The sequence below is a fragment of the Vreelandella zhaodongensis genome, from assembly GCF_013415115.1.
GTDB classification, from domain to species: Bacteria; Pseudomonadota; Gammaproteobacteria; order Pseudomonadales; family Halomonadaceae; genus Vreelandella; species Vreelandella zhaodongensis.
Map to the genome: position 1 here is coordinate 258677 of NZ_JACCDD010000004.1, position 26833 is coordinate 285509.

General features: G+C 52.5%; 24 protein-coding genes. 12 read left to right on the forward strand and 12 right to left on the reverse strand.

The features are described 5' to 3' along the window. Window positions 1–44 precede the first annotated feature (44 nt). Window positions 45–1154 carry a pyridoxal phosphate-dependent aminotransferase gene (locus HZS79_RS09270; protein ID WP_179927687.1) on the forward strand — a complete coding sequence of 370 codons (1110 nt, stop codon included), beginning with the start codon at window positions 45–47 and terminating at the stop codon, window positions 1152–1154. Between the two features lie 58 nt (window positions 1155–1212). Here HZS79_RS09270 and HZS79_RS09275 read toward each other — a convergent pair whose 3' ends face one another. The 10 genes from HZS79_RS09275 to HZS79_RS09320 form a co-directional block, all read right to left on the reverse strand. Beyond that, entirely contained in the window at window positions 1213–2169 is a 957-nt protein-coding gene (locus tag HZS79_RS09275) for a branched-chain amino acid transaminase (RefSeq protein WP_179927688.1), read from the reverse strand. Then, window positions 2166–3272, reverse strand: a complete 1107-nt coding sequence (locus HZS79_RS09280) for a histone deacetylase-like amidohydrolase (RefSeq protein ID WP_179927689.1) — start codon at window positions 3270–3272, stop codon at window positions 2166–2168. The genes HZS79_RS09275 and HZS79_RS09280 overlap by 4 nt, the downstream gene beginning before the upstream one ends. 10 nt (window positions 3273–3282) lie before the next feature. Then, window positions 3283–4317: a histone deacetylase family protein gene (locus HZS79_RS09285; RefSeq protein WP_179927690.1), complete on the reverse strand. Its 1035-nt coding sequence runs from the start codon at window positions 4315–4317 to the stop codon at window positions 3283–3285. Window positions 4318–4337: 20 nt separating this feature from the next. Beyond that, window positions 4338–5612, reverse strand: a complete 1275-nt coding sequence (locus HZS79_RS09290) for a TRAP transporter large permease (RefSeq protein ID WP_179927691.1) — start codon at window positions 5610–5612, stop codon at window positions 4338–4340. Then, window positions 5609–6154, reverse strand: coding sequence for a TRAP transporter small permease (locus HZS79_RS09295; RefSeq protein WP_162218208.1), 546 nt, complete (start codon window positions 6152–6154; stop codon window positions 5609–5611). The genes HZS79_RS09290 and HZS79_RS09295 overlap by 4 nt, the downstream gene beginning before the upstream one ends. Window positions 6155–6211: 57 nt before the next feature. After that, window positions 6212–7285, reverse strand: a complete 1074-nt coding sequence (gene dctP / locus HZS79_RS09300) for a TRAP transporter substrate-binding protein DctP (RefSeq protein WP_179927692.1) — start codon at window positions 7283–7285, stop codon at window positions 6212–6214. 178 nt (window positions 7286–7463) lie between these two features. Then, entirely contained in the window at window positions 7464–8399 is a 936-nt protein-coding gene (lhpI, locus tag HZS79_RS09305) for a bifunctional Delta(1)-pyrroline-2-carboxylate/Delta(1)-piperideine-2-carboxylate reductase (protein ID WP_162218210.1), read from the reverse strand. A gap of 1 nt (window position 8400) precedes the next feature. Further along, the gene (locus HZS79_RS09310) at window positions 8401–8757 is read right to left on the reverse strand and encodes a RidA family protein (RefSeq protein ID WP_179927693.1); all 357 of its coding nucleotides are present in this window, start codon (window positions 8755–8757) and stop codon (window positions 8401–8403) included. Between the two features lie 131 nt (window positions 8758–8888). After that, window positions 8889–9656 carry a helix-turn-helix transcriptional regulator gene (locus tag HZS79_RS09315; RefSeq protein ID WP_179927694.1) on the reverse strand — a complete coding sequence of 256 codons (768 nt, stop codon included), beginning with the start codon at window positions 9654–9656 and terminating at the stop codon, window positions 8889–8891. A 181-nt stretch (window positions 9657–9837) separates the two neighbouring features. Then, window positions 9838–16269 (reverse strand): calcium-binding protein, encoded by a 6432-nt coding sequence (locus HZS79_RS09320; RefSeq protein WP_179927695.1) that lies wholly within the window; start codon window positions 16267–16269, stop codon window positions 9838–9840. Window positions 16270–16877: 608 nt separating this feature from the next. Between HZS79_RS09320 and HZS79_RS09325 the strand changes: the two genes are divergently transcribed. Further along, the gene (locus tag HZS79_RS09325) at window positions 16878–17369 is read left to right on the forward strand and encodes a DUF4124 domain-containing protein (protein ID WP_179927696.1); all 492 of its coding nucleotides are present in this window, start codon (window positions 16878–16880) and stop codon (window positions 17367–17369) included. Between the two features lie 13 nt (window positions 17370–17382). Here the strand turns inward: HZS79_RS09325 and HZS79_RS09330 are convergent, their stop codons facing one another. Together HZS79_RS09330 and HZS79_RS09335 are read right to left on the reverse strand one after the other, a co-directional pair. Beyond that, entirely contained in the window at window positions 17383–18207 is an 825-nt protein-coding gene (locus HZS79_RS09330; protein WP_179927697.1) for a DUF7946 domain-containing protein, read from the reverse strand. Window positions 18208–18277: 70 nt separating this feature from the next. After that, window positions 18278–18562 carry a helix-turn-helix domain-containing protein gene (locus tag HZS79_RS09335; RefSeq protein ID WP_179927698.1) on the reverse strand — a complete coding sequence of 95 codons (285 nt, stop codon included), beginning with the start codon at window positions 18560–18562 and terminating at the stop codon, window positions 18278–18280. A gap of 127 nt (window positions 18563–18689) precedes the next feature. Between HZS79_RS09335 and HZS79_RS09340 the strand changes: the two genes are divergently transcribed. The 10 genes from HZS79_RS09340 (at window position 18690) to HZS79_RS09380 (ending at window position 26831) form a co-directional block, all read left to right on the forward strand. Continuing rightward, window positions 18690–18899 (forward strand): MerR family transcriptional regulator, encoded by a 210-nt coding sequence (locus tag HZS79_RS09340; RefSeq protein ID WP_240645136.1) that lies wholly within the window; start codon window positions 18690–18692, stop codon window positions 18897–18899. Then, window positions 18899–19567, forward strand: a complete 669-nt coding sequence (locus HZS79_RS09345; RefSeq protein ID WP_179927699.1) for a hypothetical protein — start codon at window positions 18899–18901, stop codon at window positions 19565–19567. Before HZS79_RS09340 ends, HZS79_RS09345 begins: the two co-directional genes overlap by 1 nt. Window positions 19568–19943: 376 nt before the next feature. Then, window positions 19944–20282 carry a hypothetical protein gene (locus tag HZS79_RS09350; RefSeq protein ID WP_179927700.1) on the forward strand — a complete coding sequence of 113 codons (339 nt, stop codon included), beginning with the start codon at window positions 19944–19946 and terminating at the stop codon, window positions 20280–20282. A gap of 11 nt (window positions 20283–20293) precedes the next feature. After that, window positions 20294–20392, forward strand: coding sequence for a tail virion protein G7P-2 (locus tag HZS79_RS16965; RefSeq protein WP_371829567.1), 99 nt, complete (start codon window positions 20294–20296; stop codon window positions 20390–20392). Window positions 20393–20501: 109 nt separating this feature from the next. Further along, entirely contained in the window at window positions 20502–20756 is a 255-nt protein-coding gene (locus HZS79_RS09355) for a major coat protein (protein WP_179927701.1), read from the forward strand. Window positions 20757–21354: 598 nt separating this feature from the next. Next, window positions 21355–22656: a hypothetical protein gene (locus HZS79_RS09360; protein ID WP_179927702.1), complete on the forward strand. Its 1302-nt coding sequence runs from the start codon at window positions 21355–21357 to the stop codon at window positions 22654–22656. Further along, the gene (locus tag HZS79_RS09365) at window positions 22657–23007 is read left to right on the forward strand and encodes a DUF5455 family protein (protein WP_179927703.1); all 351 of its coding nucleotides are present in this window, start codon (window positions 22657–22659) and stop codon (window positions 23005–23007) included. Next, window positions 23007–24071 carry a zonular occludens toxin domain-containing protein gene (locus HZS79_RS09370; protein ID WP_179927704.1) on the forward strand — a complete coding sequence of 355 codons (1065 nt, stop codon included), beginning with the start codon at window positions 23007–23009 and terminating at the stop codon, window positions 24069–24071. Before HZS79_RS09365 ends, HZS79_RS09370 begins: the two co-directional genes overlap by 1 nt. Continuing rightward, window positions 24052–25470 (forward strand): secretin GspD/PilQ domain-containing protein, encoded by a 1419-nt coding sequence (locus HZS79_RS09375; protein ID WP_179927705.1) that lies wholly within the window; start codon window positions 24052–24054, stop codon window positions 25468–25470. The genes HZS79_RS09370 and HZS79_RS09375 overlap by 20 nt, the downstream gene beginning before the upstream one ends. Window positions 25471–25538: 68 nt before the next feature. Continuing rightward, entirely contained in the window at window positions 25539–26831 is a 1293-nt protein-coding gene (locus HZS79_RS09380; RefSeq protein WP_179927706.1) for a phage replication initiation factor, read from the forward strand. Window positions 26832–26833: the final 2 nt, after the last annotated feature.

Sequence of the window (26833 nt, forward strand, 5' to 3'; positions counted from 1 at the left end):
AAGAACGACTGAGCTAAGAAATTTTTCACTACTAGGACACCAATATGCCCTCCTACCCCCATCATCTTACGGGTGAAGGTCCCGTTAATCCGTTTCCTGGGATTAAAGTTTTGGAGCGCCGAATTGGCCGCGAGATCCCCCACCGCTTGGGCTCTAATGAAGGGCTGGACATGCCCCATCGTGCGCTACGTGAACATTTTGGCGATGCTATCGCCGAGCATGTGTACTGTTACGGCGATGCGGAAGCTCTCGGCGTTCGTCAGCGACTAAGCGCCCAGCAGGGTATACGGCTTGATCATTTACTGGTGGATGCCGGTGCCGATAGCCTGATTGCATTAGCACTGCGCACCACCTGCACACCGGGCGACACCGTGGTTAGCACGGCGGGCACTTACCCAACCTTTGGCTACTTTGCGAAAGGCCAGGGTTGCCGCTTAGTAGAACCTGGCTACATTGAAGCCCCAGGCCTACTTGCCCCCGACTTAGAGGCATTAGCGGCAGCCGCACACCAGGAAAACGCCCAGCTGGTTTATTTAGCCAACCCCGATAACCCTAGCGGCCACCTGCATAGCGACAGTGCCATTCTCAAGCTGCGCGACGCACTGCCGGACACCTGCTGGCTGCTGCTGGATGAGGCGTATGGCGATTTTCGTGATGACGCCAACAGCGAGTTCGCCGCCAAGGCACTTCCTGGAGTCATTCGTCTGCGTACCCTATCAAAAGCCCACGGTTTAGCAGGTTTACGCATTGGCTATGCGATTGCTGACCCTGACGTGCTCGCATTGATGATGAAGGTGCGCATTCACTACGCGGTATCCACCTTTACCCAGGCAGCCGCAGAAGTCGTGCTCGATCACCCAGATGAAGTACACCAACATATTGCGGAAGTGAAAGCACGGCGGGAACAATTAGCGGCTCATTTCCGAGCACTTGGCGCCGACGTACTGCCTAGCGCCACCAACTTTATCGGCATTCGCCTACCTAGCGCGGCACTTGCCGAGCGCGTTAATAGAGAGCTATTAGAAGCAGGCCGTTTAATCGCCCGCCCCGCTCATCCAGCGCTTGGCCATGTATTACGCATTACCGCCGTCGCGGATGCTCTGGAACCAGGGCAGCTGGCGATTCTTGAGCAGGCCATTAAAGAGAATGCCTGACAGCCAGTAGTGGCTGTCAGGCATTATTCAAACACCGGGCGGGTTAGGTAGAACGAACCTAGGCGGGCGTTAACCAGTGCTTGAACGCGGGCAGCTCGCCGCGCACCGCTTGGCGATACAGACGCTGCAAGCGCGCGGTCACACTGTCGTCAGGAATCGGTGCGTCGACAGCCGGCGCGCCCGCCCTTACCCCGATGCGGCGGCCATCCAGCTCACGCAGAGGAAGAATTTCCGCAGCGGTGCCGGTTAAGAACGCTTCATCGGCAGTATATAGCTCATCGCGGGTGATGCGCCGTTCGCGTACCTCAATGCCCAGTGCCTCGCGGGCTAACTGGATCACGCTGTCGCGAGTGATGCCCTGCAAGCAGGACGTCACTTCAGGCGTATGCAGCACGCCATCTCGCAATAAGAAAACATTGGCGGCGGACGCTTCGGCTACATAGCCTTCTGGATCAAGCATGATGGTTTCATCAAACCCTGCTTTCACGGCGGTATTCAGCGCCAGCATCGAATTCACATAATGACCGCTTGTCTTGGCACGGCACAGGCTGATATTGACGTGGTGACGCGCCCAGGAAGACGTCAGCGCACGTAGGCCACAGCGGGTTGCCTGCGGCGACAGATACGGCCCAAGGTCCCAGGCAGCAATCATCACATGGGTGCTTAATCCTTTGGCTCGCAGGCCAAGGCCTTCCGCTCCAAGAAACACCGTTGGCTTAAGATAAGCGTTAGTCAGCTGATTTTTACGCAGGCACTCCTGCTGAGCCTCGATCAGCGCCTCTTCGCTAAAAGCGATCGGAATATCTAAGGAGTGGGCGCTCTCTGCCAAGCGGCGGGTATGCTCAGCCACGCGAAACAGCGCCGTTCCCTGCTCCCCCTCATAGGCGCGCACGCCCTCAAAGCAGCCCATTCCATAGTGCAGCGTATGGGTAAACACATGAACCTTGGCCTCTCGCCAAGCCAGCCATTCACCATCCTGCCAAATCCAACCATCGCGATCATAAAGCGGTGTCATTGCGTGCATTGCTCCCACTGTTGGCGCCAGCCATCGATAAGCGCCTGCTGGTGCGGTTGTAAGGCTTGATACCCCCAGGCAGCAATTTCATCGTTTTGCGGATCGGGGACACTCATCGTACTACCTGCCAAGGTTTGAATAACGCCATGCCCACATAGCGGTACATAGCCTTCTGAGTAACCGCCTTCATGGACAAAAACCAGCTTTCCCTGGCAGCAACGGGCGGCAAGTGCTTTTAACTGTGCGGTCATCTCGGCAAAGGCGGCGCTATTGAGCAGCATCTTGCCTAGCGGGTCTTTTGCACAGGCATCATAACCACAGGCCACCACGATTAAATCTGGGTTAAAAGCTTCCAGCGCTGGCAACACCAGCGACTCCATCGCATAGCGATAAGCGCCCAAACCACAGCCCGGCGGCAGCGGTAGGTTAAGATTCGCCCCTAGCCCCTCGCCTTCTCCCTGCTCTTCAAAACTGCCAGTATCGAGGGGATAGTTCGCAGCTTGATGAACGGAAACGGTGAACACCTCAGACTCGGTGTAGAACGCCGACTGCTGGCTATTACCGTGGTGCACGTCCCAATCAAGAATCGCCACCCGTTTCACTTGCCCCAAGGCCCGGGCACGCATCACGGCTACTGGGATATTGCCCAGCAAACAAAAACCGCGCCCCTGATCCGCCTCGGCGTGATGCCCCGGCGGACGGCAAAGCGCATAGGCGTTATTTACATGCCCTAGCGCCACCTCTTCAACCGCTGCAATCGCCAGCCCCGCCGAGTGCCTTGCTGCTGCCCAACTGCCAGGCATGAAAGGCGCGCAGTCGCCGCCGTTGCCACCGCGCGCCTGGTCGCCGGCCTGTAGTGATTCAAGATAACGAGCCGTATGGAAGCGCAGCAGGTCCTCAACAGATGCAGCAGGAGGTTTGACGACGCGGAGCTCGTCAATCAGTCCGCTAACCTCAAGAAGGTTCTTCAGCCGCCGTTTGCTTTCGGGACTTTCCGACGCTGGTTGCGGCTGCAGAAATTCGCCAGGGGCGGAAAACACCCCAATAGCACCCTGGTCGTGCCAAAAGCAGCGTTCGTGCCAGTAAAACCCTGTTTTGCTCATTCAGCTTCTCTCAACTTCTCTGATAACCGCGCATAAAGGCGGCAAGGTTAGCGCTGAGATGGTCGGTCGGATAGCCGCCCTCCTGAATGACAACGGTGGGCTGCGATAAAGCGCTCAACTGTTCACCTAGTGCCACAAAGGCTTCCGTTTCCACGCTGAACCCAGCAAGCGGGTCATCCTTGTGGACATCCAGCCCCAACGACACCACGACCGCCTCTGGCTGGTAACGATTGAGCTGTTCAATCAGTGTGGCCACGGCGTGAAGATAGGCTTCTCCATCACTGTCCAGCGGCAAAGGCAGGTTAACGTTCGCACCTTCACCCTCTTCGCTACCCGCTTCATCCACTCCTCCCCAGAAGAAGGGATAAAAATCGCTTGGGTCGACGTGTACCGAGCCGGTCCAGACATCCCCGCGGGAATAGAAAATATCTTGGGTGCCGTTACCGTGATGCAGATCCACGTCGATGATCGCTACTTTGGCAAATTTCTCACGCAGCACGCTGGCAGCCAGAGCAGCGTTATTCAGCAAACAGAAGCCACCCGCGTTATCCGGCCCCGCATGATGACCCGGTGGGCGGCACAAGGCATAAGCACGTGGGGCCCCGCTCATTACCTCCTCTGTCGCGGCCACGGCGGTCGCCGCCGAGGCCAGCGCCCCCTGAAAGCTAGTGGCACTTAGCGGACAGGCCATATCGTGCAAATGCCAGCCTGCCTGGCCAATCGGGTGGTTCGGATAGTGACGCGCACCGCCGCAGGGGTGAACGTTCGGTGCCACCAGCGCCGCTGCATTAGGCAGCGTCTGCCAACGCTCATAAATCGTTTCCAAAAAGCGTAAATAGCGCGGCGTATGAATCTGCTCAAGACGTTTACGCAACATTGGCGAGTCGGTTTCACCAGGGGCTGTCAGGCTAAGGCCAGCCGCCGCCAGCCCTTCGCTGAGCAGTTCAGCGCGTACCGGCCCTTCTGGCGAAGGGGCCGGCTGGCCACGCAGCAGAAAGGTCGGCGGCGCATGGTAGTCCTGATCAGGGTGGTAAAAGCACTTCATGTATCGCAATCCTTAGGCGTTTAAAGGAGTGAAGGAATCCAGGTAGAAAGCGCTGGGAACGCCGCTAACAGCACAATAACGCCAATAAACGCTACATAAAATGGCAGTGATGCCACAATCGCCCGTTCGTAGGGGACTTCGGCTATTCGGGCAGCGGTCATTAGAGTCATCCCCACAGGGGGCGTCACATTGGAAACGTTGAGCACCACGATCATTAAGATGGCGAAATGCAGCGGATCAAAGCCAAGCTGAATCATGGCAGGCACAAGCACCGGCGCCACCACCACTAGCGCAGGTAGCACATCCATCACCGTACCAATTACCAACAGCAGCACGCACACCAGCATCAGTTGTAAGAAGGCAGCATCACTAAAGGTGGTAATCAGCCCAGCGGCGTCTCTGGCAATACCCGAGCGTGTTACAAACCAGCCCAATACCGCCGAGGTGGCAAGCAAGAAAAACACCACGCCAGAGAAGCGTACAGTGACGACTAGCGCGTCCCAAATTTTTCGCCAAGTGAGGTTCCGGTAAAACACCACGCCAATCACGATGGCATATACCGCCGCAAATCCAGAGGCTTCTGTGATGGTGGTTAAGCCTGACAGAATGCCACCCAAAATAATCAGCGGAACCACCATGGCGGGCAGCGCGACAAAAAACGACATCATCGCTACTTTAAACGGCGTGGGTGCCTGTTTGGGGTACCCACGCTTCCAAGCCAAGAAAAAACTCACCCCTAGAAGCGCCAGCGCCATCAGCAGCCCAGGGACAATACCGCCAGCAAATAGATCAATTACCGAAATGTCGCGTAGCAGCGTTGCATAAACCACCATCACCACACTGGGTGGAATAATCGGCCCAATAATCGATGAACACGCCGTCACCGCAGCCGCATATTCAGCGTCGTAGCCCTGCTTTTTCATCTCGGGGATCATGATCTTACCAATCGCCACGGTGTCGGTAACGGCGGCACCGGTCAACCCGGCAAAAAATACCGATACGGATATATTGACGTGGGAAAGCGCGCCCCGCACGCGGCCAAACAAGGAGTTATTAAACGCAATCAGCTTATGCGTTAACCCCCCCTGGTTCATCAGTTCAGCGGTAAAAATAAAGTAAGGAACGGCAATCAGCAGAAAGCCAGAAACACCTGAAAACATCCTGTCGGCAATGATACCGAGCATGCGCTCTCCGCCCAGGGCAAAGCCGCCAGCTAACCCGGACATGGCCATTACCACAGCAACCGGCGCCCCAATAAATAGCAACAACACAAAAACAACAATAGTAGGCGTCATGGCCGGGTCTCCCCTTCAGCACTCTCAAGAAGCTCTTCAATCACCTCGCTCTCGCTCGTAAAGTGCTCAAGCAATGCAAAGCCGTGAACCAAGTGCAGCAACATAATCAAACCACTGATGGGAACGACAATGGCGGTCACTTTGCTAGGAATGCGGATTTGATCCGACACCATGTAAACCTGCGTCGCATTGGTGAAGTAGCCCCAGCCATACCAAGTGAGCATGAGAGCAAACAAACCGATGACGGCAAGACACATCACCGCTGCTATTTTCACCATAATTTTTGGCAGACTGCGCACTAACAACGTCATCGCCACATGCTCGCCATAGCGCAGTGAAATGGTCATGGAGAGAAAGCCTATCCACGGTAGAAATAGCCGAGCTAACGAGTAGGTCCAGCTCAGCGTGCTACCGGTAAACAGCTTGTAAAGAAAAGCCGTGAAGGAGATACCTAGCATTGCTAAGATACAGCCAACGCACAGCACAATTGCCGCCTGATTAACGTGATCGCTTAGACGGCGTAACGGGAGTAAAACGCTCATCGTGATTCCTCACGCTGGGGCAAACTAACTACCCCAGCGTTTGTCCGTCGCTAAGTCTTACTGGCCGTAAATACGCAGATCATCATCTGCAAGCTGCTGACCAACCCGCTCAACTTCGTCTAGTAGCCCCTGAACACGGGCTTCATCCATACCAAAGTCGTTGACGATCCATTCTTGCCAAGCAGGGCGAGCCACCTCTGCCATCCGCTCCCGTTCAGCATCGGGCATTAGGTAGCAGGCTTCGAAACGTTCACAGGACTCCACCCAGCTTGCGGTGGCAAGTGCGCCCGACATACCGTGGCTTAGCTGAATGGCTTCTCGGGCAGAGCTAATTAGCGCCTGCTGGTGCTCTTCGGGTAATGACTGATACCAGGACTCGCTAACCACCCAGGGGGCACTGTTGTATACATGCCCTGTCAATGTGGTGTAGTCGGTGACTGCATCGAAGTTAAAGGTAGTGTTGAGTACTGGGGCGTTGAATTGACCATCGGCGAGGCCGGTTTCCAGAGCCGTAATTAGCTCTCCCCAAGGCAGTGGCGTAGCAGAAGCACCAAGTGAGCGCATGATAGCGACGTGAGCTGGATTCTCTTCGGTACGGATATTGAGCCCTTCTAGATCTTCCATGGTCTCAATCAAGCGCACGTTGTTAGTGAAGGCCACAAAGCCCCCGCCATCATCGAACGTACCTAAGTAGCGCATACTGGCGTCTTCGACGGTTCCGGACATAAAGTCAGCAAACCATTCACTGTCAAAGAAGCTCCACGCTTGACGCCAACTGGTAAACAAGAATGGTGCCGTTACCGCCTGATAGTCTTGGTAAAACGACGACATGGCACCCGCTGACATAATGGTCGACTGAAGGGTACGACCACCTTGCACTTCCGAGCCATTTTCTACTTCAGAGCCTAGCTGCCCCCCCCCAAAGATCGTCACTTCAAGGTCACCATCCGTGCGTGCTTCTACAAGATTCTTGAAGTGCACCAGTGCTGGGTAGATTTCGTTATTGCGCATATCTTCTGGCAGCTGAGTGGCGATGACCATTTCATAAGATTGCGCTTGAGCAGTGGCACTGGCAATAGCCAGTGGCAGCGCGGCCATAGCCGCCATTAGAAAAGATTGTGTAGGCTTCATAACTTACCTCGTTTTGGTTATTGGCTGGTTTGCGTTATGACTGGCGTTTTCACTAGCTATTTCACTAGCGTTTCTACTAACTATTCCACTAACGATGTAATCGATTAATGCTTGTTATGGCCATCGCTGTAGATGGCGAACGTTAGTGCTTCCTATTATTTACTCGGCTCCCTGTTAGTTATTCGTTAATGGCCTCCCATACTTCAATCGCCGCCGCTAGGTCTTCAAGCGAGGCGCCGACTGACTTAAACAGCGTAATGGTGTCTTCAGCGGTGCGGCCTGGCCTAGCGCCCAACAGCACTTCGGCAAGATCTGCCTTGATATCTTCGAAACGAAAGGCTCCCTCTTCAATGGCTTGAAGAATATCGCCCGCTTCGCCCTTAGCACCTGCATAGGTGTCGACAAACACATCAGCTCGGCGTAGGCACTCAGCATCGGTTTCGCGCATTTGGGGGCGGAAAGCACCGATTAAGTCAACATGCGTGCCTGGTACCAACCACTCTCCTTTAATTAAAGGCTCAGTGGAGAGCGTGACACAGCTGACGATATCAGCCTGGGCAACAGCGCTTTGTAGATTGCCGACGACCTGGGTGTCGAAACGCTCGGCATAGGCATTAGCCACCGCAGCAGCTTTCTCGACACTCCTGCCCCATACCAGAACACGTTTGATAGGGCGCACGCTGGCATGGGCTTCGATAACCATAGGCGCCAACTTGCCTGTTCCCACTACCAGTAGGGTCTCTGCGTCTTGCCGCGCCAATGCCTTTGCTGCTAGCGCCGATGCCGCCGCCGTGCGACGCCGGGTCAGCTCACTGCCGTCAATACAAGCCAGCGGCTGGCCATGCTTGCCTTCGCTAAGCAAATAAAGCCCAGAAATGGCAGGAAGGTTGTGCTGGGCATTTTGAGGAAAAACGTTGACCATTTTGACGCCGATATAGCCTACCGTTTCCCATGCTGGCATTAGCAGCATGGTGGCTTCACCGTCGGGACGATACATCGCGTGATGATGGCGTGGCGGAGATTCAACGCCGTTCACAAAGGTAGTGTGTAGCCGCTTAATCAAACCTTCCCAGGTAAGATAGCGCGCCACTTCCGCCGCAGACACAACCTGCATATCAAGCCTCCGGCAGCGCAGCAACAACCATGATTTCTACTTTCCATTCTGGCTTGGCAAGCTTGGCCTCAACCGCTGCGCGTACTGGCGGGCGGCCAGGTACTACCCAGGCATCCCAGGCTGCATTCATTTGGTCAAACTCAGACATGCTGGTGACCCAAATCTGTGCTGAAACCAGTTGCTCTTTCGAGGTACCCGCTTGAGCTAACAACTGATCAATGCGCGCAAGTACCTGCTCGGTCTGTCCACGCATATCAGCCGTCGCATCACTGGGCACTTGGCCAGCGAGATACACGGTACCGTTATGAACCGCGACTTGGCTCATACGGGCATTGCTGTCTTGATAGGTAACGCTCATGGAGTCTCTCCAAGGAAGGTGGGGGGTTCCTCTTGAGACTACGATGATGATGAGCGGCGTGCTTGCCCGAAACTCTGACAAGTTTGCCCGTAAGTGTTGAAACACGCCAAGCAATGATGATCGCGGGTAGGCTAGCGGTCTGAGGAGGGGGAAATCTCAAAGTAGCGCCGATAAGCGCGTGAAAAACTGCCCTGGTCACGAAAGCCAACCAGCATGGCTATATGGCCTAGGCTTAGCGCACTATGCCGAACCAGGGTACGCGCGTGTTCAAGCCGCCTGCGCTGAACATACGCTAAGGGTGTCACACCAGTTAGTTCACGAAAGCAGGCATGAAAATGACCTGGGCTTAGCGCACATAATGCCGCTAATTGCTCCACCCGAATATCATCCGCTAAGTGCTGATCTAGCCAAGCATCCAGCCTTTCTAGATCCAGCCGCTCACTGATACTACGTACGCCAACCTGATCAGCAACTTTCTTCGGCTCATCTTGAAGGTACATATACAGCGCTCTAAGCAGCAGCACGGCAATTTCATTTTGCAGCGCGGGACACTGCTCTAACTGATGCGTTAAGGCATGAGTAAGCTGATTAAGCGCCGGAGGCACGGTGAAAAAACGTGGCTTATCGAACAGCCGCTCGATTTCACTGCCTTTCTCCAAAATCGCCAAGTGCTTTACCGGAATATCTAGCACCAGCGTGCGGTTGCTGCCATCCCCCAGGTACTCATGGTGACGGGACGACGGAATCAAGCAGCCACGGCGTGCCGTGACGCGCTCGCTCTGCCCTTCCATAGCAAGCTCCGTCACGCCACATGTCGCCAGAATTAACTGGTGAAAATCATGCGAGTGAGAGACCTGTTCGGGGGCTAAATTACGGTTATGCAGCTCAAACTGGACCATGGACATACCGTTTGATTCTACGTTGACGATTTCACTATAAAACGGCTGCCCATAGAAAAGCGAGAAAGCGCCAACGATCGGCTAACGCTTTCTTTATACGTAAAACAATTTTACAAACAGCTAACTCGACGTTTGAAAGACGGTCTCCGCCAAACTAGCCAACACCGTCTTCACACAGCCATTAGGCAATCGTATTGTAATTGGTATTCCAGTTAACATTATCAAAGTCTCCCAGATTAATAGTCTCGAACGACGCTAGCGTATCAATATTAAACGCGCTGTTTGAAAGTGCTTCGACACGTTGCAGTAGCGCGTCATCGGCGATCTCTTGCGTACTGCCATCACCCGCCAAGAGGTACACTACGTCACCGCTTTCCAGGCCAAGCTGATCGAGCCAATCAACACCGTTCTCGAATTCTGCAGTCGTGAACACGGCGAAAGCATCGTTAACATCTAGCGTTTGCACATCCTCGCTAATAACAAGCCCAGCGCCCTCACCACGTAGTGCTGCAAACTCTTCTACTGTTAGGCCAACGCGTAGTTCGTCGGCGCCTGGCACATCGCCGACGCGGAAGTCGGTGATGGTCATCACGCTACCGTCTGGCTGACCATCCACCGTAAAGGTTTTAGATAGTTGCTCAACGCTGCCACCCGCTTCAGCACCGGGCTGATGCGTGTAGCCATTGACCGTAAAGGCTATATTCAGGTCCTGCTCGGCATCACTCTCAAGCGGGTCATCGATTACAACAATGCTTGCGGCATCATCGACTAGAAAGTCAGCAGGTACCCCCCCATTGCCTGCGACATTAAGGGTGTAGATATTGCTGTAGGTATCCTGCACCACCCATGACGTTAATGAGGAGAGAGGCACATCGTTATTTACCGCGCCATCTAGCAACGTGCTAGCGGTGTCAAACAGTTCCTCAGCCGCGCGAACATCCAACAATCCAGCATCAAAAAATGCGCTTTGATTGGTATCCAGCGAGTAGTTTTCTGGGATGCTTCCTCCACTGATAAAGCGCTGCACTAGGTCTGCCAGGGGGTAAGAAACCGTCAGCCCTGTTTGGTCAAAGTTCTCTAGCTCGCTGAGCACTTCAAAATCTTGATAACCGATCTCATCAGTATTGACGCGCACACTGCTCGCCGCTAACAGCACGTCACTATCGATGGCGTCCATGAGCTGCTGAACACTATCTTCTACCACCCAGTTCAGCAGCGTTTCGCGGTCTAGCGCAGCGGCATTGTTGGCGTCTGCCATAATTGAGGCGACGGTGGCTAGCAGCTGCTCACCTTCCGCTACGGTTAACGAGGAGGCATCGAAAGGCTGATCAGCCAACACTTGATAACTGCCCGGACGCTCCTCTGTGCTGGCAGGCAACACCTCTCCAGCATCTACCACGGCAACCGCATCTTGTAAGGAGTAACCCACTTCTATGCTATCGAGCGTCACGTTGCCTAGCGCAACAAACGCTTCGTACTGTTCGGCGGTCAGAAGCTCATCAGCCCCCAACTCCAAGCTGGTAGTAGTAGCGCCCGTTACCCACGCTTCATCACTCGCCGCTAATAAATCATCCGCCCGAGCCCCGGTAATACTCCACATTTGCAGCACTTCCACACTGACATCGCGGCTGTTTAGCGCACCATCGACAATTGCCTGAACCGACTGATATCGGGCTTGTGCATCGGCAACCGTAGTAAGTGAGAAATTGGGTAGCTCACCACTGTTTGGGGTGATTTCATAGCTATTGGCAATGCTTTCAATCTGATTCAGCGTTAAGTTGCTGGTTAAGATAAATCGCACCGGCGTATCGCCAAGCTCAAAATTATCTAACCGTTGTAAACGCTGTAAATCGGCAATCGCTAGGATGTCGTTATTAACCGACACCTGCTCCGCGCCCGTGATATGCAGCGGGAACTCGGTGCCAGCCTGGGCCTCTAGCAAGGCAGTTGCCGTATCAACAACCGTCCATTTCAGTAGTGCATTTACTGCTGGCGTGGGCGCATTGGCATTTACCAGTGCAGATAGCGCTTTATCTACCAACGGTTTAACGTCTGCAGCAGTGAAGGTGCCGACAGGCAGCTCTTCATCGGCAATGCGATAACCCACACTGCTGTCGCTTGGATCTTTATTGAGGCTTTCGACACCCTCTTCGTCAATGACCTCTAATGCTTCTTCTAGGGTATACAGCACCTCAATAGGGTCATCGGTATACTGATAGTTACCTAGGGTAATCAACGACTGATATTGCGCATAGGTGATTTGATCATCCGTAATCACGACATTGCCAGCCAACGTTATGTGGCCTTGATTGATGACGCGAATAACGTTGTCAGCCGTGTCACTTACCGTCCAGTCAAACAGTGTTTGAACGGTTTGATCATCATTGGCGAGGCCGTTAGCTGCTTCTAGCACCGTGCGGATGTTGGCCAAGGTGTCGGCGGATTCTGAGACAGTTAAGGTCTCTACCAGGGCTGTTGTGTCATCTAGCAGGCTAAAACGCCCTTCTGGCGCGAGCAGATCGGCCTCTTCGGCACGCAACGCATCGCTAATATCGACATAGGTTACTGCGGTCGTATCACCTAAACTAAAGTTATTCAGCGTCGTATCCAAACGCTCGTACTGCCCAGCGGTTAACGTGGGGGTAGTAACTTGAACCGTATCCGCAAGCTGCAACCCGTCTGGAAGATTGGCCCTTAATTGCGCCTGGATATTGGCGTAGCTATCAAGCACGCTCCACGTATAAACATTGCTGAGATTAGGCGTGTTTTCAGCGTTATCCAGTAGTTGGCGCACAGCGGCCAGATCATTAATAGCAGCCTGTGCAGTCAATGGCTGCGGCGCAAATAACGCGCCAGTACTAATGATATAATTAGCCACTACGTCATCGTCGCCCATGGTAAACGCTTGCTCTAGCGTGTACTCCACCTGCTCGTCGCCGCGCTGATACCCACCATTATCACTCTCAATGGCTAGCAGAGCATTGTATTCGCCAACCGAAATAGTTCGATCAGTTACACGAAGCTCATCGGCGCGTACGATATGCGACGCATCTTGTCCAGCCGCCAAAATAGCCTCAGCAGTATCGTTAATCACCCAGTTGAATAGCTCGCCAGCGTCTAGCCCATCGGCGTTATTGGCGCTTTTTATAATGTCTTCAACACGGGCAAGCTCAGAACTGGCATCAGCAACACTGAGACTTCCGGGGGTATAAGCCTCTGTTTCAATTTGATAATTGTCCGCCAACTCAATGTCTGCATTGAGGGCACCTTCTAACGTGTATCGAACAACAGCGGACGCCAGTTCAAAATTCTCCAGCATTGCCAAACGTTCGTACTGGGATTGATTAATCCCAGCATTAGTAACGCGCACTTGATCCGCCAGCGTCACATGGTCGTCGGCAATATCACCAATGATGGTGTTGGCGTTATCGACGACTACCCAACTAAACGGCAGGTTTTCGAGCAGTTCAGCACTATTTTCAGCATTTTCCACCAACTCGACGACCTGGGCATACGCGTCACGTGCTCCTTCCACAGTGATTTCGCCAGCCTCACGAATAGCCTCTAGGTTGATCGCATAATTATTGAGCAGCGACTCATTATTGTCAGCGGTAATAGCGCTTGAAAGGATGTACTCAACGGTTTCTCCGGTGCGTACGTAGTTGCTATCCAGCTCAAGAAGAGCGTTATGCTGCGCCAGGGTGATCAAGCCGTCGCTAACGTTGACTGCATTGGCACGCAATAAGTGAGCGACGTCACCCGCGCCCAAAATAGCATCAACCGTATCAAACACTATCCAGTTGAAGAGCTGGTCGGCATTGGGCGTTTGTGGATTAACCGCATTAGCCAGGAGATCTTCTACTGTGGCAAGCGTCTCTTCTGCTTCCAATACGCTAACGCTGCCCGCATTAAAGGGCGGTTGCTCGGCAATTTCATAGTTATCCGCAAGCACATCGGCAGTGATTGCTTGCGCCAAGGTGTAGCCTACGACGGTTTCGCCTAGCTGGAAGTTTTCCAGCGTATTAAGCTGGTCAAACTCACCAACGGTTATCGCACGATCACTGATAGTGACGGGGTTAGCGCCAGCGATGTGGCCATCGTTGATATCCGCAATAATGGCATTGGCACTATCACTAACGGCCCATTGAAATAGCGTCAGCGGTGGTTGATTGTTAGCACCTTCCAAAACACGCGAAACATCGGCAAATGCTGACGCCGCTTGCGCAACGCTCACGGTTCCCACGTTAAGGGGAACATCGAGATCAATAATGTAGTTGCTGGCCAGCGGCGCTGCCTCAAGGGCTTCTGAAAGCGTATAGCCTACTTCTGTGGCTCCTAGCTCAAAACTCCCCAACGCATCAAGCTGCTTAAATTGCTCAGGAGTAATCACTGCTTCGGTGATGCTGATACCGCGGGCTTCATTAAGCTGCGGGTCAGCGCTGGAAGCGCCCATCACGTTGTCAAAGCTATCGAGGATGGTCCAGTTCAACAACATCTCGCGTGTTAAACCATCCTCGCCAGTGTTCAGAGCGCGATCCGTTAACAGCCGTGTTTCGTCAATAAGCTCTGCCGCTTCACGCAGGCTTAATTCATTATTAACAAACGGCGTTTCTGGATCTAACGTGTAGTTTGCGGGCATTTCTGCCGTTTTCAGCGCCTCTTCAAGCGTGTAAGGCACCACCGTGCTGCCAAGTACAAAGTTATCCAGCGTATTCAAGTCTGCAAACTGGTCCGGCCGGATCGTTTCGTCCGTTAGCGTAACGCGCTCAGCACCTAAAACGGCGGGGCGCTCCAAACCGCCAGTCACCAACACATCTTCGACGCTAGCGCGAATTGACCAAGTGTAAATGTCGGAAAGCTCGATAGGCGCCGTTCCAACATCGTAATCACCTGCTAAGATCTTCTCCACCAGCGCTAAACGGTCAGCGGCGACGGTCAACCCCAACGTGCCCGCAGAGAACCCCTGATCAGGGTTGATCAAGTACTGAGAGGGCAAGTCTCCGTTCTGCGCAAGATTAACCGCGGTTTGAAGCGTGAGATAAGCAAGATCAGCGCGAACATCAATCGTATTGGAAAGATCGCTGTTGGGGTTTTGAACCGCTTGTTGAGCATCGCGAAGCGGATTACTGTCGCCTTCTCGATAAGCATCAAGGCTGACGTCTGCCCCCGCTTTATCAATAGCGTCCAATGCTTGCTTCACTTGACCTGCTATAGAAGGCAGCCCTAGCGCATCGGCCATTTGCTGATTGGTCAGCTCACGCCCTGCCTCATTGGCTTGGTTGAGAGCGTTAGCCAGAAGTGACAGCGCGTCACTACTGCTGATACCTGCACTGTCGGCCATCGCCAGCAAGCCAGCAACTTTAACACCCGCGACAAGCAACTCTACGCTAGCAGAGTCCTCGCCCAGTGGGTCGCTAGTCAGCAAATCAACGCGTTCATCCAATCCCAATGCAGTTTTAATGACACTTTGTGAAGTGGCGTCGTTAATATCGAACTGCGACGATAACTGAACCATCATGGTGGTCAATGGCGTGATCACCGTGGCGTCTTCTGGTGCTCGCAACACCCCATTGAAGGGCAGCCCAGTAGCAATATCCACACCCCCCGTAGCAGTCAAAATGCCGCTGCCCTGCAAGCCACTAAAGAAACCGCTGTTGTCGGTTTCCACTTGATTGGCATTAACGGCACGGGTAACAGTTGCGCCAGCAATGTAGCCATCAATTACATAGCCGCTGATCGTAGATGGTTCAGAGCCGCCTCCGCCACCGCCACCACCACCGCCTGCTGCAACCGCCCCTAACGCCAGTGCGCCGCCACCGATATAAAGCCAAGGTGGTATCTCACCAAAAGAGCTGACCGGCGCGCTGCTCGCGCTCGTTCCAGCCGTTGAGACTTCTCTACCGCTAGCGCTAGGTGAAGAAAAAGACGCACTAGGCACAAAAAGCAGCGTGGCAAAGTCAGTGCTTTCAGCCACACCTTGCTGCAATGCGCTGCTCGGGCTAATTAATAAAAGATCGCCCTGCTGCACCACAGCGCCCCGCTCCACCAGTAACTGCGAACCGTCAGCGCGGGTAATCATCACATTGCCATCGGGCATCAGTTCCCATGTCTGCACATTGGGTAACTGGCTTAATGGCACCAGAAGGCCGCTGCCTGCATCTAATTTTTCCATTAACGCCGTGATATCGACCACCACGCGTCCACCTTCAAGCTCAACATCCGCTGCCGCCAGATAAATATGCTGGCCGTTATTCATCACCAAGGTGAGGCTGCCATTAGGCTGGCGAATGACATCATCAACGCCCTGCAGGTCATTAATGGCGACCATATCATCAGCCAATACCTGCTGCGCCATCAGCGGTAGTACTAGCGTCGAAGCCATTCCGCCGCGTTTTAACAATTTCTGGTTTTTCACCATCCAACGACGAACAAAAGCAAGACGTGCCTGTGGATCAGCCGGTATTTCTATGCGTGCCACACCCTCTTGGGTGTCAGCGAACTCTTGCCAGTCGCCCTGGGAGCCCACTGAACTCACCCTGACGCCATTGAGCAAGTGGCCGTTCATCACACCAGGCTGGGTCGACTTAAGAATATCGGCTGATGATATCGCCATTGAGCACTTCTCCACTTAAAGTTCACAGGCGCTTGGCGCCCTATTTTTGTGTCTGGTTGACGTTCATCGCCCACACGCCTGCACACACCCCGTTAATCAGGCGTATTAGAAAAATAAGCTTAAGTATTCCACAAAGAGGTACTAACCAAACCCTGAAAAAGGCTGGTTATATAGCGGTAACAGAGCATTAGACGCATCGCCACGACAAAAGCGCAGCCACAAGCAGGCAGTGAGAATAGCGGGAAGGGATAGCGGGATGAGCAGAAGCGGCAAATGACAAACAACAAAAAAGGGCTTAGCGATAAATCGCTAAGCCCTTAAATTTGGTGCCGGTGGCCAGACTCGAACTGGCACACCCGTAAAGGCGGCGGATTTTGAAGCCTTTGCTTATTAGCACGTTACAGCACACTGCCCGTATTTTCTGGCTTCTCTGCCTTATCAACAGCCTGTTTTGACCTGCTTTGGCATACAGCGATGGACACTTTTTTTCCACTTCCCTTAAGCCATGCCAAAACAAGTATTATCAAAAAAACTTATCCCCAACGCCCCAAAACCAAAATTTCCTTGGTAATCTTTCGTAACCGATATTCACTCAGGCATCATGGACGATGAAAAAAACAGCGCTACTCGCGTTCTTATTTGCTCTTCCCGTTACCGCTCACGCTGAACTATTCAAGTGTGTCGAGAATGGCCATACCACCTTTCAAGATTTCCCCTGTGCGAACGGCAATTCTGAAACAGTCGATACCAACAACTTAACCATTATTGCTCCCCCAAGGGTTACCACACCCTCTCAACCTGCCCGATCTGCGACACCTCAGCTACGCCAACCCGCCTACAGCTCATCCAGCAGTAGCTACCAAACCAGCACCCAACGCCGTAACGCTGAAGTGCGTGCCCGCGCTCGCGGGGTGGTGATTCCTGGAATGTCTGAAAACCAGGCCATTAGCGTGTTGGGCAATCCAACCCGTATATCCAGTTACACCTACGGGGGAAATCTCTGCCGCCGTTTGTACTGGGATGGACGCCAGCGTTTTCAAAGCGGACGCCATACGGTCATTATCTGCAATGGTGAGGTTTCTAGTTATGCAAGAAGATAACCTGACTTTAAAGCTACCTAACACCATATATAAATATTTTTAGCAAACGTCCATTTCCATCTACCAATTTTCTCACATCAATATTTATCTTATTATTTCTACGGTTTTTTGTATCGTCAAGAGATTTGCTTAACAACAATCCTTCAGAAAATGACAAACCATCATCAGCCTCATATGAAACTGTTTTACGCTCTGAGTCTAAATAAATCCTTCCATGAGGAGAAAGAGTATTCATTTTAGTCACATTGCATGACAAATTCTCCTCTAAATCTAAAAGTCTTTCTTCTTTCAGATAAAGATAGCTATCCTCATTAAATAACAACAAGGGAGTCCTAGGCTTACCAACTTCAACTCTAACGTTCCTATCCGTAACTATAGGTCTATGCATTTCTTTTACTGGCTTTCTCACCGAGTCGTTGAGCGCGCTAATAAAAGGCTCATCTCTCACCAGCTTCTTTACTTTTCTATTTTTTGGAGAGTAGGCTTTACCAATGGCTTTAGCTCCAACATACTTTACAAAATCATAAAGCCCGTCATAAACAACTTTCGTCGCAATAGCTTCAACGGGATGCTCTAGAACAACATTTATTACTTCAACAAAGCTTCCAGGCCTTGAAGCAGTACGGTATATTTTCGCTCCCTTTAAAGCTGTAGCCTTCCTTATAACCTCTTGATTAATATAAGCATGAGTTGTTATATGTAGCATTTTCGAAAAGCCATCCAAAGCCTCAATGCCATCATATAAATCGCTCACATTACTATCGTATATTCCACCTTTAAAGGTGAGTTTAAATTGGATATCTATACTTCCTTGCGGAAATGGTTCCCTATTACTCATCACATCCCCCTTTTTTATCTTTATCCACAACCCCTACCTCCCTGGAACCATCTATTCACAACCCGTTGCGCTAGTCGGTATCCGTCCCTGTTTGCTTCAACTCACGGCGAGCCCTCTCTATCTCGGGGCTTACTTGTCCGCACTCATCGTTAGTTTGGCCAGTCATTAACCAAAGCGTGTACTTCGGCCATTGCTTACAAATCGCCTCCAACATTTCACCTTTGGGCGCTCTTCCTGCCTGCTCAATACTCTCAACAGTTTTTTTATTAAAACCAATTAGTTGCGCAAACTCTGTGCGGCCTGATGTCTCGGCCTCACGAATTTCTCGCATTTTTTGGGCTAAATCACTGGACATATACCAACTTCTTCGTATACTAATTTCATCGGATACCAATTAATTGGTACACATGTTCTGAAGTGTACTGCATAAAGCAGTTCAGATTCTGAAGATAACACAACATGCCACAGCGAGCAGGTACAGCATGGAAACGAGCAACACGCCCCACGTCCCAGCACCTCAAGTGCCCATCATGACGATAGAGCGTTTCTCAGAGCTAACTGGCCTTTCCCCCGACACTGTTCGCGGCCAGCTTAACCAAGGAAACCTCCCTCTTATTAAGGTGGGTCGTCGCCGTTTGGTAAATGTCGCGCTCTTTACCGCTGAGTGCCTGCAATCGGAGGATTGGAACTAATGACCGTTCTAGCCCCTATCTCCTCGCTTGCGGCCTCCTTCACCCTGCTGGACACCGACATTCTCACTATCAGCACGCAAAAGCTCTTGCTGGACGGTGATCACACGCCCGACAACGTCACGCTTCACCAACATATCGCGCCTGCGGGTGGTTTCTGCTTTATCGATGTGCCTGCCGCTCACCTGTTCGCGCTAGACCTAGACGACAGCACCATTACCCGTGTCAGCGTGCTTAATAACGGCCACCGCTACGGCATCGTCTTTAAACACTACCACCACGCCCTGGCCTACCTCGCCAAGCACTACGGCCTTTCCCTGGCCGATCACTGCGCCCCTGCAACCACCGATGCCTCCCCCTGTTCGTCGGTAATTGTTGTTCCTGCGCATCTATCCACACCCCCACGGCTAACGCGTCGCCCGTTATCCACAACGGCCTTTAGCCCTTTCGGAGTTATGCACATGGCTAAAAAACAGCCCATCCGCGTGTTTCTCGACCAAGAGATTCACAGCCGTTACTTAATCCAGGCAGGCACCAACAGCCTCACTCCTTCGGCACTGGGGGAGCTTCTGATTGAGTACGGCATTACCCAGTTAGAACACGGCGATAAGGCACCGCTGAAAGCACCTGCCAGTGACGCCACCCCCGCTCCCTACGGAAACGGGGCATAAACCTGTGTCCCCTGCCCGTCATCCGTCGCCCTTCGGTCGCACGGCTTCTAGAGCCCTCACCGGTGCGGCTGTCATACCCGAGGCACGAGCGGTTGACAGCCGTGCCGGGGTGGGCTGCCGTGCAAAACGACCGAAGGGCACGGATAGGGCGAAGGGGACAACCCCCTGCCTCGATTCCAGAGCTTTGAGGGAGCGGGGCCAGCGGTGCCTCCACGGTAGGGACTATGCACGCGCCGCGACGTACTACGCCCAGGCTGAATACTGCCTATTAGTCGTCGACGGTATTACACCTGAAACCACTGAGCTAGCCATTCTCGCGGACTACTGCCTAACCCAGGCCGCCAGAACCCAACGCTAACGAAAAGGAAACACGACCATGATCAACACTATTCAAGCCCACGTTATCGGCGCATCACGTTACAGCATGGATAACGGCGTTAAAGGCGCAAAAATCACCGTTATGCAGTCGGCTTCTGCTGACAACGAAAACGTCTTAGGCAACCAGGTCAGCGTTATGACCGCGCCTTATGAAATCTTCGACCAGCTCCACGCCTCAGCCCCCCACATGCCTTGCAGCATGGAACTTGATATTGAACTGCGCACCTCTGCCGCATCAGCGGGTGGCAAAACCACCATTCACGTTATTGCCGCCCGCAAACCTAACGCCACTGGTAGCCCACAGCAGCAATCGTCTACTAACAGCGATAAAAAATAGGATTTTGAGCCATGGACACTAGTGAACTCTCTGGTCTGTGGCTCCTGGTTTATTGCGTCGGCCTCGTCTTGGCCTTCGGGATCGGCGCAATAAATGGGGGCCAACGATGAACGATCCCAGCCTTACGTTTGTTGTTGGTTCTCTTTTCACGTCCTACGCCCTCGGTTGGGCTTTTGGGCACATCATTCTTACGTTGAAACGCTTTATGGAGTCTGTCTCATGACCCTTAACACCATCGCACAACACGTTAAACACGCCGCTACCACCACACGCGGCAAAATCGCTGGCGGTGCTGCCCTGCTAATGGGTTCGGCAGCTGCTCACGCACAAACCACTGGTGCAGAAACTGCCTTTTCTGAAGTACAAGCAGCCGGTGCTGATATGGCCGGTTACGCATGGCCAGTAGTAGCTTCCATCACCGCTGCGCTGATCGGTATCAAGTTGTTTAAGAAGTTTGCTAACCGCGCTTCTTAATACCGCTCATTAACCCCAGATGGTTAGGCGCGTCGAATTAGGGAGCGGCTGGGGTTGCCGCGAGTCTGTTCGGCGTGCTCTAACCATCCAGGGATCAACCAAGGGGCAGAAACGCCCCTTTTTATATAGCGAGGAAAACATGATTAAAAAAGCCGTTCTTTTAACACTTACAGCGCCTTTTTTAATGGTGTTTTCTGATTATTCCTTTTCTGCTTATGAACCTGGGTATGCTCATACTTGTTTTTTTCGTTTCCCTGGCTCTCACTACGCTAATATAACTCCTGGCATGACCTCTAGGGGTGAATTGTCTTATTGGAGAGAGAGTCGCAGAAATTCTAATGGCGAAACAATACAATATGCTAATTGTATTGTTAAACGGTCTGATTATTCTCCCGAACTTTATCAATGGATGATTGAAAATCCTTTAAGCGTTTACCCCGCCGATGATAATAGCTGTTCAGAATATTCTGGCTCTTCTATTCCGTTATCTTTAGGTTCTGCAAATTACTTAACCTCTGGTGGTACTTATTCAACTATGGGTGGTACTTGTTCAGTTACTGGTTCCTCGTCGGTTTGTTCTCAGGTTGGTGATGAGCCTATGACTTGTACTGTTGACTTAGTTGCGACTTCTTCTGGTAGTCCTGGAGACCTTTCTTCCATTGTTGGAAACACTGAGTTTGATTTAATAGATAGTGGTTTTTCGTCTGAATTTTCGTTTGACGTTGATTCATCTTATCTACATGAGCTTCCTGGCGGTTGTATTGATAACTCTAACTGTGTGTTTATCGGTGAATCGGCTTTTTTAGTTGATTGGGATCAGGCTCCTGATTGGTTCAGTTATGTTGATACTAACGGCGTAACTCAAACGAACCCTAATACCGGTGACACTGGTGGTGGCGATACTGGCGGTAGTGATACTGGTGGTAGTGATACTGGCGGTGGCGATACTGGCGGTGGCGATACTGGCGGTGGCGATACTGGCGGTGGCGATACTGGCGGTGGCGATACTGGTGGTGGCGATACTGGCGGTGGCGATACTGGTGGTGGCGATACTGGCGGTGGCGATACTGGTGGTAGTGACACTGGTGGTGGCTCGTCTGGTGGTGGCTCGTCCGGTGGCGGCTCGACTGTGCCCGATTTTGAGCTTGATGATTCCGGCATTATTGAAGCTATTGGCTCCGTTGGCCGCTCTAACCGCGATGCCATCAACGCTCTATCTAACGACGTTACCGGCGCAATTAGTAGTCAAACAAGTGACTTTAATACGGCTACTAACGCTCAAACCGATGCTCTAAACAGCTCATTGAGCAGCCAAACAGATACGCTTGCAACTTCCCTTGATGACCAAACGAATAACCTCACTAGTGCTATTGAAGGCCAAACGGGAACTCTAACCGGTTCACTAGATGACCTCGGCATGTCCATTGTCGATGCCATTAACGCTTTTGGTTCGGGGTCTGGTGAAGCAGGTGAGGGGGAAGGTGAAGAAGGTGAAGGGGATGGCCTTTTAGGTGGTATTGCTCGTTTGCTCAATGGAATGGTTGATGATATCGCCTCTCGCTTTACCGAAGATCTCGGTAGCGGTGATGACCTGTTCAACTCCTCTGGCCTTGACGACACCCTTGATGGAGTAGCAGCCCAAGAAGAACAGCACGCCGATGATGTAAACATCCTGATGGATGAGATCGGCGATGGAGCTACCTCTGGCATAGCCGAACAAGTCACCTCCCGCTTACCCTCGCTGCCTTCCGGTGGCTGCGTTCCGCTACAGTTCGGCCCCATGGAAATCACTTGCCAAGCATTCAACACCATCAAGCTCTGGCTCACGTGGATCATCTACTTCTGGACGGTAGTTAGCATCATCGACACCTTCTTTCGTTCTGAACAGAGGACAGCGTAGATGGCACTTCCTGCACTGCTAGGCATGGGCGCAATCATCAGCTTTTTCACGCGCATTGTTGAATGGTTTGTCACCCGTATCGCGTCCCGCTTTACCAGCCGCTTAGCGGGCATGCTGGTATGGACAACGCTCTATATCACGCTCCTGGTGGCTCTTGCTTCCACCTTTGCGTTGATCATCAACGGTATTAGCGCCTCACTTCCTTCTGAACTCGCTAACGGCATGGGTGCTGTGAAGCCTGACAACCTTGAAGCCTGCATAGCTGCTATTTACAGCAGCAAAGTGGCCATGTGGGTCTTCCAGCAGAAAAAACAATTAATTGATTGGGAGCAAGGGAGGCCCGTTCTCTAATGGCCGTTTACGTCGTCACCGGAAAGCTCGGCGCTGGAAAAACCCTTGTCGCTGTCGGCAAGATCAAGGACAAGCTTAGCCAGGGCTGTAAGGTCGCAACGAACCTAGACTTAAACCTAGATAAGCTCATTGGTGAAAAAGCCAAAGAAACCCGCTGCTACCGCATTCCTGATAAACCCGTTCTTGCTGACCTGGAATCTATCGGCACCGGTACCGACGCTTACGACGAAAACCACAACGGCTTGCTCGTCCTGGATGAATGCGGCACTTGGTTTAACGCCCGATCCTGGAACGACAAAAGCCGCCAAGACGTTATCAACTGGTTTCTCCATGCTCGTAAATTGGGCTGGGACATTATTTTTCTGATTCAAGACTTGTCGATCATGGACAAGCAAGCCCGTGTTGCCCTGGCGGAACACGTTGTTTACTGCCGTCGCCTGGATCGGGTTTCCATCCCCTTCATCGGCGCTATTTACTCGCTGTTCATGGGCTCAAAAATACCGTTACCGAAAGTCCACCTCGGCATCGTTAAGTATGGCGACTCTCCGCAAAGCCTCACCGTTGAACGTTGGACTTATACCGGCCGCGCCCTCTACCCCGCTTACGACACCAAACAAGCCTTCTCTGATCACTACCCCCACGGCACGTACTCCGTGCTGCCGCCCTGGTACACCCACGGCATGCACCGCGTACCCCATGACGCGAGGTTCTATATGAAAATGACCCGTATCTACTGGAAACGCTTCAACCGCCCGTTTCTTTCGTTTGCCTCGTTTGGTATCGGCTGCCTACTCACGGTATCCGTTTTAGTGGCTGACCGAGTTAATGCCCGTGCCCAGGATCAACCGCCCCCCGCTGCACCGTTAGAGCTTCCCAACCTAAGCACCACCCGCATCGCCAGCTTTAGCCAGTTTGGCGACCACACTAACTACCACCTCATTGATAGCGACCGCAACACATCCACCACTGACGACCTCGCCCGCCAAGGCTTCGACATCGTCCCCGTGAATGCTTGCCTCGTCCGCGTAGAAAATGGAGTTACCCATGAAGAAGTTCGTTGCTAATACCGTTGCCGCTTTTGCCTTCGCCACGCTCACCAGCACCGCCAACGCCACGCCGATACAGATGCAAGACACTGATATCCGTGATTTTGTGCGCTGGTACGTAGAGCAAACCGACACCTCCTTAGCCATCCATCCCACTGCTACCGGAACGCTTACCGTTTATGCACCGGATGTGCCCGATCACCAGCTTGATGAGTTCTTTCAAGGTGTGTTGAGTTCACATGGTTACACTATACAGCCAGGTAACCCGCCCACCGTTGCGCCTGCTAGCCAACGCCCAACGGCATCCATGACCCAACAAACACCAGGTGTTTCTTTAGAACCAACCAAACCCGCTGCCACGATCGCCAACGAGCCAACACCCACCCCACCACCAGCTCCCCAGGCAACACACCTGTTCTCCTTCGACAACGTGCGCGCCGATGACATTGCCCCACTGGTCACCAGCTTTCTCACTCAGAACGCCCAGGACGGCATTACCCCGCCTCGGGTACAGGTGCTTCACGCTTCCAACGCTATCTTAGCCAAAGGGCCAGAAAAGCAGCTTGAACAGCTCCAAGGATTTATCCCCCAAGTAGACGTCGCCCACCCTCAGTTACTCATCCAGGCGGTAATTTTCGAAACCACGGATGGGGATACCTTCGATCTTGGTGTTGCTCTTGGTCGCGCCACCGGCTCCCGCATTGCTGGTGGCTTTAACACCGGTAGCTTAGGAACATCGTTAGCCTCCTCTGGTGCTACTTTCGGGATCTTCGACGGCAACGTACTCGCTTTAGCTATCAATGCCTTACAGCGAGATTCAAGCTCTAACGTGTTATCCACACCGCAAATACTTACCCTGTCCGGTAAGCGTGGCACGATCTCCATCGGTCAGAATGTGCCGTTTGTCACTGGTCGCGTCACTGGTGAATCAGCCGACGTTAACAGCCCTTTCCAGACCATTGAACGCCGCGATATTGGTATACGTTTAAACGTGCTGCCTGTGGTCACTGCCTCTGGTTTAGTGATCATGGATATCACTACCTCGGCTGACTCGCTGACTGATTCTGTGCTAGCCTCTGACATTATTACGAATCAACGGCATATCAATACCACCGTTCAGATACGTTCCGGCCAAACGCTTCTTCTAGGCGGCCTCTCGTCCCAAAACGACCAACAACAGGTCTCGGGCGTTCCAGGCTTACAGAGCGTTCCCGTTGCCGGTCGTCTATTCCAGAACGAATCCAACTCCCGCCAACGTACCAATCTACATGTGCTGTTACAGGCAACTGTTCTGCCTCGTTATGACGCTAACCAGCTCGTCACCGACCATAACGCCGCTCAAACCGTGGCAGGTCTGATGACTACAAGCTGGCGTCACGAGGTCGAGACCCTCCCTGTAACACGTCTCGCAGAGTAATTATCCAACTTGAGCTATTGGCTCACTACAGCACATTGCGACATTTAGAAATTTACAGGGAATAGGCCATGGAACGTTGGAATCGTTATTCGTTGGCATCGTTACAGCGAGGAGAAGAAGATCAATTTGGCAAGCTGCTGATTAGCTCTGCTGGGCAGCGTGAAATGCACAAAATTCATCTTCTGAATGCTGGCGTCGATACCGTCCGCCAGCTTTACCAAGGCAAACCGTGCCTTAACCAATTTGATGAGATCATTAACGTTTACAACGAAGGCAAAGGCGCAACCATGCGTCTCTTTGATGTAGATTGGGCAGTAGGTGCCGGCGCAGCCGGTTCCGGCTTCCGCTATCGACTCCAAAACAATGAACTAGGAGTGATCGTCTTTTTCCAGGCACGTCATGTCAAAAATGAGAACATCGGTACCCACCTAAAAATTGAGCTTTCCCCTCACTTCATTCAAGAGCGCAGCCCCCAAGAGTGCCAAGACTTCATGTACAACATTGCGGCTCATATGCTCGCTCATGTTGAACCTATCGGCTGTGCAATACACTTGGCGTTAGACGTACAAGGCTGGGAGCCACCTAGCGATTTTATGCAACGCTTCGTAACTCGCTCTAAGAAAATTATGCGGATCGACGGCATTGATACCTTAGAGTTCGCCCACGGCAATATTGCTACCACCTATGGCCGCGGTGAAACCTACATGTTTGGTACGGCTGGGGCGCTCCAATGCTGTATCTATAACAAAACACTCGAAGCCAAGCACCGCGACAAAATGCATTTCTGGGAAGGTATCTGGAAAAACGCCGTTAAAGACGACCTCAGTCAAGCTTACGATCCTGATCAAGATGTGTGGCGTATCGAGCTGCGCTTTCATCAATCGGTGCTCCGAGAGTATGCACAGGGCATCCCCTGCAACGTCGACACTGGCGAAGTCCTTGACGACTCCCACGGCTTCAACCGCTTTATTGACGTAGTACCGCACCTCTCCGGCCTCTGGCGTACTGCCATGCAATCCTATCGATTGGATATTCGTCGCAATCTTATTGATCCCGCGTGGCAAGTGATGCAAGAGGATGCCCGTTTCTACTGTCATGAGCCTGGTTTCATGTACAAACGCGCCCGCAAAGCGCCTGGGCTCGGCAACGAAAAGAACGTAACCCTGGCGTTTGGCAACCTCATTAGCATTTACGCCCGTCAGGGTTTCCGCACCCATGAAGCTGTTCGCTTTCTCCAACGCTCCGGCATGTGGGAAGACCTCGCAGAATATTACCGACGAAGAGGCGTCGACTCCGGCCAATTCCGGCAGATCGTAGAACAGAAATTGATAGAACGGCGATTGGTGGGTAAGGCAGCGTAAAC